The sequence below is a fragment of the Flavobacterium sp. SP2 genome (assembly GCF_057626655.1).
In genome coordinates this window covers 168,544-182,614 of record NZ_JBVHBT010000002.1, presented here as the reverse complement: position 1 = coordinate 182,614, position 14,071 = coordinate 168,544, and the positions used below count along the sequence as shown (strand labels likewise).

Annotated in this window: 12 protein-coding genes; 5 read left to right on the top strand and 7 right to left on the bottom strand. The window is 32.6% G+C overall.

Features of this window, described 5'->3' with window-relative positions:
* Positions 1–9: 9 nt before the first annotated feature.
* Both ACZ098_RS05265 and ACZ098_RS05260 read right to left on the bottom strand, forming a co-directional pair.
* On the bottom strand, positions 10–714 hold the full coding sequence (locus ACZ098_RS05265; protein ID WP_487310694.1) for an ABC transporter ATP-binding protein: 705 nt from the start codon (positions 712–714) through the stop codon (positions 10–12).
* 116 nt (positions 715–830) lie between these two features.
* Entirely contained in the window at positions 831–2,069 is a 1,239-nt protein-coding gene (locus ACZ098_RS05260; protein WP_487310693.1) for an efflux RND transporter periplasmic adaptor subunit, read from the bottom strand.
* A 289-nt stretch (positions 2,070–2,358) separates the two neighbouring features.
* Here ACZ098_RS05260 and ACZ098_RS05255 point away from each other — a divergent pair, with 289 nt between their 5' ends.
* Together ACZ098_RS05255 and ACZ098_RS05250 are read left to right on the top strand one after the other, a co-directional pair.
* Positions 2,359–3,702 carry a sigma-54-dependent transcriptional regulator gene (locus ACZ098_RS05255; protein ID WP_487310692.1) on the top strand — a complete coding sequence of 448 codons (1,344 nt, stop codon included), beginning with the start codon at positions 2,359–2,361 and terminating at the stop codon, positions 3,700–3,702.
* Between the two features lie 160 nt (positions 3,703–3,862).
* On the top strand, positions 3,863–5,038 hold the full coding sequence (locus ACZ098_RS05250; RefSeq protein ID WP_487310691.1) for a sensor histidine kinase: 1,176 nt from the start codon (positions 3,863–3,865) through the stop codon (positions 5,036–5,038).
* A gap of 42 nt (positions 5,039–5,080) precedes the next feature.
* Here ACZ098_RS05250 and ACZ098_RS05245 read toward each other — a convergent pair whose 3' ends face one another.
* From ACZ098_RS05245 to trmB, 3 genes are all read right to left on the bottom strand, one after another.
* On the bottom strand, positions 5,081–5,422 hold the full coding sequence (locus ACZ098_RS05245) for an MGMT family protein (RefSeq protein WP_487310690.1): 342 nt from the start codon (positions 5,420–5,422) through the stop codon (positions 5,081–5,083).
* 8 nt (positions 5,423–5,430) lie between these two features.
* Positions 5,431–6,069 carry a LysE family transporter gene (locus tag ACZ098_RS05240; protein ID WP_487310689.1) on the bottom strand — a complete coding sequence of 213 codons (639 nt, stop codon included), beginning with the start codon at positions 6,067–6,069 and terminating at the stop codon, positions 5,431–5,433.
* A gap of 67 nt (positions 6,070–6,136) precedes the next feature.
* Complete coding sequence (gene trmB, locus ACZ098_RS05235) at positions 6,137–6,811, bottom strand: tRNA (guanosine(46)-N7)-methyltransferase TrmB (protein WP_487310688.1); 675 nt, start codon at positions 6,809–6,811, stop codon at positions 6,137–6,139.
* Positions 6,812–6,960: 149 nt separating this feature from the next.
* Here trmB and ACZ098_RS05230 point away from each other — a divergent pair, with 149 nt between their 5' ends.
* Positions 6,961–8,010, top strand: coding sequence for a glycosyltransferase (locus ACZ098_RS05230; protein WP_487310687.1), 1,050 nt, complete (start codon positions 6,961–6,963; stop codon positions 8,008–8,010).
* Here ACZ098_RS05230 and ACZ098_RS05225 read toward each other — a convergent pair.
* Together ACZ098_RS05225 and ACZ098_RS05220 are read right to left on the bottom strand one after the other, a co-directional pair.
* The gene (locus ACZ098_RS05225) at positions 7,970–9,034 is read right to left on the bottom strand and encodes a sensor histidine kinase (protein WP_487310686.1); all 1,065 of its coding nucleotides are present in this window, start codon (positions 9,032–9,034) and stop codon (positions 7,970–7,972) included. The genes ACZ098_RS05230 and ACZ098_RS05225 overlap by 41 nt on opposite strands.
* Before the next feature lie 82 nt (positions 9,035–9,116).
* A complete protein-coding gene (locus tag ACZ098_RS05220; RefSeq protein ID WP_487310685.1) occupies positions 9,117–9,800 on the bottom strand; it encodes a response regulator transcription factor in 684 nt (227 codons plus the stop codon).
* Between the two features lie 197 nt (positions 9,801–9,997).
* Here ACZ098_RS05220 and ACZ098_RS05215 point away from each other — a divergent pair, with 197 nt between their 5' ends.
* Entirely contained in the window at positions 9,998–12,778 is a 2,781-nt protein-coding gene (locus tag ACZ098_RS05215) for a TonB-dependent receptor (protein ID WP_487310684.1), read from the top strand.
* A gap of 37 nt (positions 12,779–12,815) precedes the next feature.
* On the top strand, positions 12,816–14,003 hold the full coding sequence (locus ACZ098_RS05210) for a hypothetical protein (protein ID WP_487310683.1): 1,188 nt from the start codon (positions 12,816–12,818) through the stop codon (positions 14,001–14,003).
* The last annotated feature ends 68 nt before the right edge of the window (positions 14,004–14,071 follow it).

The window sequence follows — 14,071 nt, the reverse complement described above, 5'->3', positions numbered from 1 at the left end:
TTCCAGTCTTTATTGTTTTACTAAAACATCAATATTCCGGCTGTTTGTTTTTTCAGAAAGCACAATTCCGTCTTTCATGAAAATAGTTCTTTGCGAAAAAGAAGCATCATAATCGGAGTGTGTAACCATTAAAATCGTACTTCCTTGCGCATGCAAATCGGTTAGTAATTCCATTACATCATTACCGTTTTTACTGTCCAAATTCCCTGTTGGTTCGTCGGCAAGAATTATTTTCGGATCGTTAATTAACGCTCTTGCCACAGCTACTCGTTGTTGTTGACCGCCAGAAAGTTGTTGAGGATAATGCTTTAATCGATGCGAAATCCCCAATCGTTCTGCAATCGCTTCTACTTTTTTCTTTCTTTCAGAAGAAGAAACGTTGTTGTAAATAAGAGGTAATTCGATGTTATCATATACTGAAAGTTCATCAATTAGATTAAAATTTTGGAAGATGAATCCAATATTTTGTTTTCTAACTTTCGACTTTTCTTGTTCTTTTAAACCAATCATTTCCTGATTTAAAAGTTGATAATTTCCACTAGACGCACCATCCAAAAGACCAACAATATTTAAAAGTGTTGATTTTCCGCTTCCTGATGCGCCCATAATGGTAACAAATTCGCCTTGATTGATTGTGATTGAAACTTCATTAAGTGCTTTGGTTTCTACTTCTTCGGTTCTAAAAACTTTAGAAAGATTGTTGATTTTTATCATAAGATTTTTGATTTTTGATTAACGATTTTAGATATGAGAATTACTAGATTTTTTTTAAAATTAATTTTTGAAATTGAAATTGACTTTTGAAATTGAAATTGATTTTTGAAATTTAACTATTCCAAATTCAAGACGGCAACTTCTGTATAATCTTTATACGATGATGTTATTACTTTTTCGCCAACTTTCAATCCGTCTAAAACTTCATAATACAACGGATTTTCTCTTCCTAATTTTACGGTTCTTCGTTCGGCAGAATTTCCGTTTACTACAAATATCCATTTTCCTGCGGTTTCTTGATTAAAACTTCCTTTGGAAAGTAAAGTTGATTTCGTTTTTTCGGATAAATTCAATCGAACGCCAAAACTTAATCCTTGTTGTAAATCAATGTTTTCTGCTGAAGCAAAATTCAATTCCACTTGAAATTGACCATTTTTTATCTCTTTAATAATTTTTACAATTTCAATGTTCAATAGATTTCCGTTGAATTCGACAGTTCCTTTTTGATTCATTTTTATTTTATCCAAATAGAATTCATCAACGTCGGCGACCAATTTATACCCTTTCATAACATCAATAGTTCCAATACTTAAGCCTTGTGTGTAGGTTTTTCCCAATATTGGTTCAAAAGAGGAAAGCCTTCCCGATTGTGGTGCCGTGATTAGAAAATTCTTTTTGTTGCTTCTCAAAATCGACAAACTTTTATCCATAATAGCAATCGATTGATTGAGTTGTCCAATTTGAATTTGATTCGCCTGTTTTTCTTTCGTAACACTTTGCTTAATGATGTTCATGCGCTCTTTTTGAAACCTGAAATTCTCTTGTGTAATTTGCCATTCGTTCTTTGCCAAAATTTCTTGTTCAAATAGTTTTTTGTTCAAATCAAATAAATTTTTGGCATCCAGATAATCATGTTCTATCGAAATTAAATCTTTGGCCAAATTGAGCTCTTGATTTCTCAAATCGAGTTTGGCTTTGTTCAAATTGTTAATTTGTTCAATAATTGCGGTTTCTTGTTGCATGTAATTCAACTCCGAATTTGGATTGTACAATCGCGCCAAAGGCTGGCCTTTTACAACCATATCGCCGTTTCCAACATAAATCTCTTGAACCGCACCACCTTCAATAATATTGACCAACATCGAATTCATTGGCTCTACTCGTGCTTGAAAAACAAGAAAATCTTCAAAAAAACCTTGTTCAACGGTTTTTATTGTAATCTCTTCTTTTTTTACATTCAAACTTCTCTTTTTAGTTAGTGATGATACTATAAAGTAACCCAAAATCAAAAAGATTGATAAAGCGATAATTAAATACTTTTTTTTGTTATTTTTACGAGTGATGACCGTGTCCATTGGTGATATTTTGAATAAGTAATAAGCAATTTTGTGCCAAAAACTTAAAATTCACAACTAACTGATTATTAGTAGCTTTATGTAATTTTAATTTTTGCAAAATGTTCATAATCGAACACCTTTTGTACGAAAACGAACAGTGAACAAAAACTAAGGTCAGCCTGAATTAAAAAAGTTAACCACGAATTACATAAATTTTCACAAATTGATAGATTTTGGTAAAATTTGTGTATTTAAATTTAAAGAAAAGAATTCGTGACGATTCGTGTAATTCGTGTGAAAAAAACAAATGAAAAAAACACAAGCCAACTTATTAGTAATAGACGATCAGGAAGACATTCTTTTTGCAGCAAAGATGCTTTTGAAGAAACATTTTGAAACAATTCACACGTTGAACAATCCCAAAAACGTAGTGAAATTACTTGCCGAAAATCCAATTGACGTGGTTTTATTGGACATGAATTACCGAATTGGCTTTGAAGACGGTCGCGAAGGTTTGTATCTTTTGAAAGAAATAAAAACGCTTTCGCCCAAAACTATTGTGATTTTAATGACCGCTTTTGGTAAAGTGGAAACCGCTGTTGAAGGTTTAAAAAGTGGCGCTTTCGATTATGTTTTGAAACCTTGGGAAAACGATAAATTAGTTGCCGTTGTAAAACAAGCTGTTGATGAATCTAGAAAGCTTCAGAAAAAAAATGACAAAAAAGTTGTCGATTCGTTTTTTATTGGAAATTCTGAAAACATAAAAAAAGCGTATTCGCTTGCTGATAAAGTGGCTAAAACAGATGCCAACGTTCTAATATTAGGCGAAAACGGAACCGGAAAATATGTAATGGCAAATTATATTCATCAACAATCGGAGCGTAAAAACAACACTTTTATGGCGGTTGATTTGGGTTCGTTGAGTGATTCTATTTTTGAAAGTGAATTATTTGGCTATGCAAAAGGCGCCTTTACCGATGCGAAAAATGATACTGCTGGACGATTTGAAATGGCACAAAATGGTACTATTTTTCTTGATGAAATAGGAAATGTTCCATTGCATTTACAATCCAAACTGTTGCAAGTAATTCAGACGAAAACTGTTACAAGATTGGGCGAATCGAAACCGAGACCATTAAATGTTAGAATTATTACTGCTACCAATCTAAATTTGAAGCAAGAAGTGACCCAAAAAACATTTCGTGAAGATTTGTATTATCGCATCAATACTATGGAAATCATTTTGCCACCGCTTCGAGAACGCAAGGAAGATAAAATTCCGCTGGCGCAATTTTTATTGGAGAAAATGATTGATAAATATGATAGAAACGAAATTGTTTTTGACGAAACTGCTTTAACAAAAATTGAGCAACACGCTTGGAACGGAAATATCCGTGAGATGGAAAACAAGATTGAACGCGCCATCATTTTGTGTGAAAATAATTCTATTTCAGCATCCGATTTGGATTTGGAAGAAATCACTTCGTATGATGAAACTCAAGACGATTTACAGCTGTCAGAAATCGAAAAAAATACTATTGAAAAAGTGTTAGCGAAGAACAATCAAAATATTAGTAAATCTGCCGAAGAATTAGGTTTATCTAGAGCTTCATTATACCGACGTATGGAAAAATATAATATTAGTAACTAAAGCTATGTTTCAATCCTTTAAAATTTACAATCAACTTTTCATTCGGTTGCTAATCATCGTTTTTGGCATTGGAGTCAGTTTTTATTTGCTAGAAAAAAATCTTATTTATACCGCGGTATTTTCCTTTTTTATTGTTTTGTTACTTTTAATTGAGTTGTATTTGTATATCAAAAACGCCTTTCTTCTTTACGATAAAACCATCGAAGCCATTTTACAAAATGATTTTTCTGCCGATTTTTCTAGACATAAATCATTTAAAAATTACGCGAGTTTGTTCAAGCTTTTCAATAATTTAAAGCAAAAACAAAACGAGCAAGTTTCGAAAGACCTCATTTATCAATCGATTTTAAACAACATTGAAACCGGAATATTGATTCTGAAAAAAGAAGAAAACGATTGGTCTATTTTTTTGATGAACGATTATTTTTCAAAGCATTTTACGGTTCCAAAAGTATCTAAATGGAGTTATCTAAGAAATCAATTGCCCTCACTTTGTGGCATTATTGAAGAGCAAAATTTTGAAGAAATTAAAACATCATTACAAATAAGAGTGAACAATCAAGACACGCAAACGTTTGTGATGCAGTCTTCTAGAAGCAAAACCTACAATCAAGATTACTACATTGTTTTATTAGATTCTATTCAAAAAGTAATCGAAAAGAAAGAAAAAGAAGCATGGATAAATTTGATGAAAGTCATTTCACACGAGTTGTTAAATTCCCTTACGCCGATTCGTTCGCTTTCGCAAAATTTGCACGAATTAGTACAGCAAGAATCGTTTTCCCAAGAAGACTTAGAAGATATGAAGCAAAGTGTTGCTACGATGCTCAACCGTAGTGATCATTTGCAACAATTTGTAGAAAGCTATAGAAAACTGGCTATGTTGCCTACTCCTAAAAAAGAAAAGGTAGAATTATCGCAACTTATTGACGACAGTTTACAGCTAATGGCGCCAATTTTTAAACAAGAAAAAATACAAATTAGCAATGAGATTTCATTTAAAAGATGGCTTGAAATAGACAAAAATCAAATGGAGCAAGTGCTTATTAATTTGCTTACCAATAGTATTTATGCGCTTTCTGAAAGAAAAGAAAAGCAAATTACAATTGCTGCCGAAGTAAAAGAAAAACGCGTCTTTATAACCATAAGCGACATTGGAAACGGAGTTGACACTGAAATTGAAGACAAGATTTTTCTTCCGTTTTTTACTACTAGAAAAGAAGGCGCGGGCATTGGATTGACATTATCTAAAAGCATTGTTGAAGCGCACGGCGGTTATTTGGCATTTCAAAACGAAGATTATAAAACTAATTTTGTGATTTGTTTGGTTGAGTAATTTTTGTAATTATTTGTAAATTTTTAAAGAATTAGTAAATAATTACAAATCCATCGTTGGTTGCCAAAAGTGCTTTTCAAAATCCACAATCTGATTATCCACAACTTTGATTCCTTCGTTTTCTAAAAGCTGCTGCATTAAATTAGTGCCGTCAAAATGCATTTTTCCAGTCAGCAATCCTTGTCTGTTTACAACACGATGCGCTGGTACGTCTTCCAGATGATGACTTGCATTCATTGCCCAACCAACCATTCGTGCCGATTTAGCAGTGCCAAGACATTTTGCAATTGCGCCGTACGATGTTACTTTTCCTTCAGGAATCTGACGTACAATTTCGTAAACACGTTCGAAGAAATTATCGTTATTATTGGTTTTTCCTGACACAGTATTAATTAATTACAATAATATTTCACAACATTTATCAAAGTAATCAAGGCTACTAAACCCGTAATACTTCCTATGATTTTGTTCATGTTGTTTACAAAAAAATCGGTTTTGGTCTTCATTTTATTAAAGAAAACTACATACAAATAAAATATCATAAACGACCCAACGACAACTCCGAAAACGAAACTGCAAATGGGTAAAGTTGTGAAAGAAAAAAAATTGTAAGATGCCAAGGTTATGCTTATAAGTACATAATATGGAATTGGAAAGAAGTTAATGGCCGAGATTACCATTCCCATAAAAAAACGGCTGCGCTTGCTTTTAACTTTAAGATTATCATCTGTTTTAACTTTTGGTTTCTTGGCAAAAATTAAAAAATAAACGGTTAAAGACCCAAAAACTACAAGCCCAATTTCTCGCAATAAAACTACAATTTCTTGATGTTGCTCAATATACAAAGCAAACAAAACCGAAATGTAGGTCTGAAAAAAAATGATGATTAATGCACCGAGAACAAACATCATTGCTTGTTTTTTTCCGTCGGTTAAACTCACTTTAGTGGCTGTCATATTTATTAATCCTGGTGGAAAAACCCCAACTGAAGCAGCAAGAAAACCAAAAATAAAGGGAAAAAGTAGGCACATGGTATCAGTTCGCAGTTTTAAGTATCAGTATTCGCTTAATAAAAAACTGATAACCATCAACATTAATCTATTTTATCTTAAAACGAATATACGTAATTGCTTTGTTAATTTCCAAATATTGTTTTTCATAAAATGTTTGAAAATCAGTAACTTCCTTAGGCGAGCCTTCGTTAACATACACATTGTGGTTGGCATACAACACCTCGTGACCTTCTCCATGAAGTAATCCAAGTGTGTAACCGTGCATAAATTCAGAATCAGTTTTTAGGTTTACAATCCCATCAGATTTAAGAATTTTCTTATATAATTTTAAAAATTCCGAATTCGTCATACGGTGTTTCGTTCTTTTATATTTAATCTGTGGATCGGGAAAAGTAATCCATATTTCATCAACTTCCTGTGCGTCAAAAATATGATCTATAAGTTCAATTTGCGTTCGCACAAAGGCTACATTATGAAGTCCGTCTTCAACAGCAGTTTTCGCACCGCGCCAAAATCGAGCACCTTTCAAATCAATACCAACAAAGTTTTTATCAGGAAATTGAGCTGCCAATCCAACCGAATATTCGCCTTTTCCACAACCCAATTCTATTACTATTGGATTGTCATTTTTGAAAAAATCGGCATTCCATTTTCCTTTTAAGGCAAATAAATCACCTACAACGTCTTCTCTAGTTGGCTGAAAAACGTTACCAAACGTATCGTTTTCCTTAAATCTTTTTAACTTATTCTTACTTCCCACGATTAAATTTAATGTTTTGGCAAAATTAAGGAAATATAAACTACCAACTATTAACTTATCTTTACTTTATTTTTTAGAAACAAATGGTTCTTTTGTGTCTGCAGTTGCAAACAGGGTTACAAGACCAATCATTTTACTACTTTTCAACTATGAAAAACATTCTTGTTGCACCACTCAATTGGGGTTTAGGACATACCACACGATGCATACCAATTATAAACGCATTACTTCAAAACGGTTTCAATCCGATTCTCGCTTCCGATGGTGTGGCTTTAGCGCTTTTAAAAAAGGAATTCCCTGATTTAGTAACATTAGAATTGCCATCGTACCATATAGAGTATGCCAAGAAAGCGTCTAATTTCAAATGGAAACTTATTAAAAATAGTCCCAAAACCATTAACGCAATTCTAACTGAGAAAAAAATTGTCAAACAATGGATTAAAGAATATGAGCTTAGTGGAATCATTTCTGACAACCGACTCGGAGTTCATTCTAAAAAAGTTCCTTCAGTATTCATAACACATCAATTGAACGTGTTATCCGGAAAAACTACATGGATTTCTAGCAAAATACATCAGCATTTTATAAGAAAATTTGAAGAATGTTGGGTTCCAGATGTGAAAGAAATTCCGAATCTTACAGGCAAACTTGGGCATTTGTCCAAATCAGACCTACATTTAAAATACATCGGAGTTTTAAGCCGATTAGAAAAACAAGAAATTCCGATAAAGTACGACTTAATGATTATACTTTCTGGACCAGAACCACAACGGACATTGCTCGAAGAAAAATTAATTTTCGAATTGCATAATTATTCAGGAACAGTGGTATTTGTGAAAGGCAAAGTTGAATCAGAACAAACGAAAATCGAGCGAAAAAACATCACGTACTATAATTTCATGCAAACCAAAGAGTTGGAAAAAACATTTAATGAAAGTGAAACAATATTGTGCCGATCGGGTTATACAACTATCATGGATTTGGTAAAACTAGAGAAGAAAGCATTTTTTATTCCAACACCGGGACAATTTGAACAAGAATATTTGGCTAAAAAGTTAAAAAAACAAGGTTTAGTACCGATGGCGAAACAAGATAATTTTAAAATGGAAGATTTACTATCTGTGCCATTATACCAAGGCTTGCCTAAAATAAATTCTATTAATAATTGGGACGAACTATTTTTACTTTTTCAAGGGTAAACGAAAATTCGGAACCTTTACCGTATTCGCTTTCCACATAAATTTTTTCGTCATGACCTTCAATAATGTGTTTTACAATTGAAAGTCCAAGTCCTGAACCACCTTCGGTTCTTGCACCACTTTTATCAACTCTAAAAAAGCGTTCAAAAAGTCGTGAAATATTTTGTTTTTCAATTCCTTCGCCATTATCACGAATGCGAACAATGATCTTGTTTTTTACTAAATCTTCGATCGTAACTTCGGTTGTGCCATTTTCTTTTCCATATTTGATGGAGTTCATCACTAGGTTTGTAACAACTTGTTCAATTTTTTCTTTATCGGCAAACACATTAAAACCTTTGCTGTAGCGGCGGTCGAACATTAGAATTATATTCTTTTTGTCGGCTTGCATTTCTAGCAAATCAAATACATTCTGAACCAATTCTACAATATTAAATTCAGAATACTCAAGGTTTAAATCGCCCATTTCAAATTTAGAAATCATATCTAAATCGTTCACAATATAAATCAATCGTTCAACACCTTTTTCGGCACGTTCCAAATATTTTTTACGCAATGATTTATCATTCATTGCACCATCAATAAGTGTAGATATGTATCCTTGAACCGTGAAAAGTGGTGTTTTTAATTCGTGTGACACGTTTCCAAGAAATTCTCTACGGTATTCCTCACGAACTTTTAGGGTTTCGATTTCTAGTTTTTTATCGGTAGCGAACTTCTTAACTTCTCTTGTTAAAGTTGCCATATCGGTAGTAATGGGCTGGCTTCTTAAGGTTGTAGAATCTAACAAAGAAACATCGTCATAAATTTTCTTAACACGACGATAAATGAAGTGTTCCACTCGATATTGAATTACAAAAAACGAAAAAATGCCAATTATAAAAAAGAAGATTACACAAAAAAGTAGTGAAAATGTAAAAAACAAATATAATAATCCACCTACCAATCCTGTTGAGAATAGTGTAATGTACAAGGCAGACTTTACTGCAAACTTGTATGTTTTTTTAAAATTGAGTGAATTCATAATATTGGCACAACAATTAAATAGTTCGTATACAAATGTAAACACTATTTCTAAAAATTGTAATGTGCTCTATTTAATAAAATTAAACTTCGAATTTGTATCCAACTCCTTTAATGGTTTTAAACAAGTCTTCGCCAATTTTTTCTCTAAGTTTTCGAATATGAACATCGATAGTTCTACCTCCAACAATAACTTCGTTACCCCAAACTTTATCTAGGATTTCTTCTCTCTTAAAAACTTTTCCAGGTTTAGAAGCTAGTAAGTAAAACAATTCAAATTCTTTTCTTGGAAGCACGATTTCATTATCATTCATGATAATTTTGTATTCCTCGCGATTTATTACAATTCCACCTACGTTTAGTGTTTCAGAAATTGGAGTTTCATCTTTCAATCTTCGTAATAACGCTTTTACTTTGCTTACTAATAATTTTGGTTTTATTGGTTTTGCAATGTAATCATCAGCGCCAGCATCGAAACCAGCTACTTGAGAGTAATCTTCGCTTCTTGCAGTTAAGAAAGTGATGATAGTATTGCTAAGTTCTGGTATTTTTCTAATGTTTTCACAAGCTTCCATGCCATCCATTTCGGGCATCATTACATCCATAATAATAAGGTGCGGATGTTCTTTTTTTGCCACAGCAATTGCCTCTTTACCATTGCTAGCTGTTACAATTTTGTATCCTTCTTGAGTAAGGTTGTAACCAACAATTTCTAGGATATCTTGTTCATCGTCAACCAATAAAATCTTAATTTCTTTTTTTTTCATAAAGCAAAAATTTATGCTGTTTTGCGAATGTAAATATAGTACAATATAGCATATTTAATCAAATTCAGACCTTGTTAACTCAAATTTAATGTGTTAACATTAAGATAATAATTACCAAACCTAATGATAAAATGCAAGTAACATCGACTTTACATTATGGTAGTTTCTTTGCATCAAATTTTTAACTAAACACCGTAATGAAATTTAAATTATTATTTTTAGCTCTATTTATAAGTATCTTTTCTTTCGCGCAAACCAAAGGTACAATTTCTGGAGTTATAACCGATAAAGATTCTAACAATTCACCGTTGCCATTTGCAAACGTTATTTTAAAAGGAACTCCAAATTCAGTTTCAACTGACGAAAATGGAAAATACAGCTTATCAGTTGCTCCAGGAAATTACACAATTCAATTTAGTTTTGTTGGATACGAATCTGCAGAAGTTGCAGTAACTGTTGTTGCAGGACAAGATGTAAAAGTAAGTAAAGCTCTTGGATCTGGTGGATATAAACTTGAAGATGTAGTTGTTAAAAGAGCAGTTACTAACAGAGAGAAAGAAACAGCTTTGTTGTCAGAACAGAAAAATGCTGTTGATATGAAACAAGCTATTGGCGCACAAGAATTATCAAGAAAAGGAGTGGGTGATGCTGCTGGTGCAGTTGCTAAAACTGCTGGTGTTGCTGAACAAGAAGGAGTAAAGAATGTATTTGTAAGAGGTTTAGGAGATCGTTACAATTCTACTTCATTAAATGGACTTCCATTACCTTCTGAAGATCCGGAATATAAGAACATTTCGTTGAAATTTTTCTCTACGAATATCATTAAAAATATAAATGTAAACAAAACGTTCAGTACAAATCTTTACGGAGATGTGGCTGGAGCAAACATTGATATTGCGTCTAAAGATTTAGAGCAAAAACAATTATTGAGCTTAGCAGTTGGATCGGGATTTAATTCCAATACATTAAATTCTGACTTTTTGGTTGCCGATGGATACAACTACTTTGGTACGCTAAAAAATGGTTCGGGAGTTCCTCTTACTAATCTAAATTCATACGATTTTGATAACAGTTACAAGCCATCAGAAAAAAATAATTTAGTTAATTATAATTTTTCAGTTGTTGGAGGTAGAAAATTTCAAATAGGAACTGATAAAACTTTAAGCATTTTTGGTGTTGTTTTATCAAATAGTGATTTTATTTACAAAGAAGGAATTGTAAGACAAGTAAATTCTCAAGGAGGTTCTAAACAAGATTTGGATTTTAAGAAATACGATTATGTAGCTTCTCAGGCTGCGTTAGGAAATATTAAATATAAGTTTGGAACAGGAAAAAGCATAACTTATAATGCGTTGTACATTCACGATAGCAATCAAAGTGTTGGTGATTACAGCGGATTTACTACAAGTATTAACGATAATGATTTTGCAACCAACTCTTTTATTAGAAGACAGCAAGTAAACAATAATAATTTACTTTCAAATCAGTTATTATTTGAATATAAGTTTTCTCCTAAATTAGAAACATCAGCAGGTTTTTCATACAATACAGTTAGAGGTTCAGAACCAGACAGAAGAACCAATTCTTATGATTATGACTATGATGGTACAGATGGAACCAATAATTATGTAGTAGGATCGAACAGTGTCGCTTTGAACAATCGTTTTTTCTCAACCTTAGACGAAAATGATTTAGCTGCAAAATTAGATTTGACATATACTTTTAATCCTGAGGCTGATTTGGTTAAGAAAATTTCTTTTGGAGCCAATTATAGAAATACTGAAAGAACATTTAATTATACCCAATTCAATTTTGATTTTGCTGACAATACTACAGCAATCGATATTAATAATCCAGATGCTGTATTTAATCAAGCAGGTTTATCTAATGGAAATTTCGAAATTGTTACAGGTAGAGGAACTGGAGCTAATGCTTTTGACCCATTTTTCTACATTGGTAAAAAGAAAATCATGGCAGCTTACACTCAGGTAGTGTATCCGTTTTCAGAAAAATTAACGGTTCAAGCTGGTTTTAGATATGAAAATGTGGATCAAAAAGTGGATTGGGATACCAACCTTTCAAGCAGTGTAAATGATTTAACTGTTGATCCTTCCTTAATCAAAAAAGATTATTTCTTACCTAGTTTAACTGCAAAGTATTCGTTTGATAAGAAGAATATTGTTCGATTTGCTGCAAGTCAAACTTATACCTTCCCACAGTTTAAAGAAACAGCGCTTTTCTTGTATGAAGATGTGAATTTCTCAAGTTTTGGTAATCCAGATTTAGTTCCTGCAACCAACTTGAACTTCGACCTTAAATACGAATTTTACCTTTCTAGCAAAGAAATTATTTCATTAGGAACTTTTTACAAAAAAATACAAGATCCAATCAACAGAATTCGTGTTGCTTCAGCTGCCAATGAGTTGTCGTATGTAAATTTTGGTGATGCATTTGCAACAGGATTTGAATTGGAAGCTAGAAAATCGATAATTGATGTTAAAAGTGATACAAAAACCAAAAACTTAGCTTTTGGATTGAACCTATCGTACTTATATACAAACCAAAAAATCATCGATAACAACAATGATAATCTTACTGTACAGCCAACGAATTCAGAAGATAAACTTGAAGGTGCTTCACCATTGTTAATCAACTCTGACATCAGTTATAACTTTACAAATCCTAAAAACAGTTTGACTACTTCATTAGTATTCAATTATTTCTACGATAAAATTTATTCAATCGGAACGGCTACCAATCAGAATATCGTAGAAAAATCAGTTCCAACATTGGATTTTGTAAACAAATTCGAATTCATCAAAAATAAACTAGGAGTTAATTTATCATTAAGAAATATATTAAACCCGAACTTCAGATTAACACAAGAAACAACGCAAAATAACACCACTACTGATACTATTGTAAGCAGTTACAAAAAAGGAGTTTTTGCAAGCTTTGGAATTTATTGGAATTTATAAAAACAAACTTTAATAACAACAATTAAACTATTTAAACATGAACACAACAATTAAAAAATTTCTTTTGCTTTCGGTATTGGCTGCAACTTTTGTAGGTTGTAGTAGTGATGACGACAACAACAATTCAACAACACCAACACTAGACGGTGTTATCTCTTCATTAACAGATGCAGATTACAGTGCAACTGATTTAAAAGGAGATATCGGTGCTGATATTACTTTACCAGTTGGTGAGTACATCCTAAACGGAGCATTGGTGGTTAAAAGTCCATACACGTTAACAATTCAACCAGGAACAACTTTTAAAGCTACAGCTGGTGGAACTGCTGTTTATGTTGCTGTAGAGCAAGGTGCTAAAATTAACGCTGTTGGAACTGCTGCAGCTCCAATTCGTTTTACTTCTAACGCATCTAACAAGCGTTCTGGAGATTGGGGTGGTTTATTAATTATGGGTAAAGCTCCATTAAGTGGTGGTGGAACTGCAACTACTGAGGTTGTTGATTTTACTTACGGTGGAACTGTAAATAATGACAACTCTGGAACAATTTCTTATGTTATCGTTGAGTACACTGGTGCAAGAATTAACGGAGAAAAAGAATTTAACGGAATTACTTTCTACGGAGTTGGAAACGGAACAACTGTAAACAACATTGCTTCTTTAAACGGTGATGATGATGCTATCGAGTTTTTCGGTGGATCAGTAAATGTAACTAATGTACTTGTAGTTAACGCTAAAGATGATATGTTAGATTGGACTCAAGGTTACACAGGAACAATTGATAACGCTTATAATGTTAGAGAATTAGGATTTAATGATATTACTGCAGATCCAAGAGGAATTGAAGCAGACGGAAACTTAGACGGATTATCTCCAACTCAAGCTGGTCAATCTGATGTAACTGTAACTAATGTTACTTTTGTAAACAACTCTATAGTTTCTTTAAACGATATCATCAAAATCAGAAGAGGAAGTAAAGCTACAATAACTAATTGTTTAGTTAAGCAAGGTACTACAACTCCAGCTCCTGGTGATTTAGTAGACTGTTCAGATTCTTTAGGTTCTGCTGCTACTGGTACAACAATAACTTTAGTTGGAACTGGAACTAACTTAAACTTAGCAGATAACAACCTTGGTTCGAATGCTGCAACAGTTAATGCTTCTGCTGGAACAACTGGTGGTGCTAACACTTCAGTTTTAACTTGGACTGGTTATACTTTTAACTAAAAAAGTTACTAAATAAATACTAAAATCCCTCAAACCGAGGGATTTTTTTGTTTTGGTACAGTATTTGA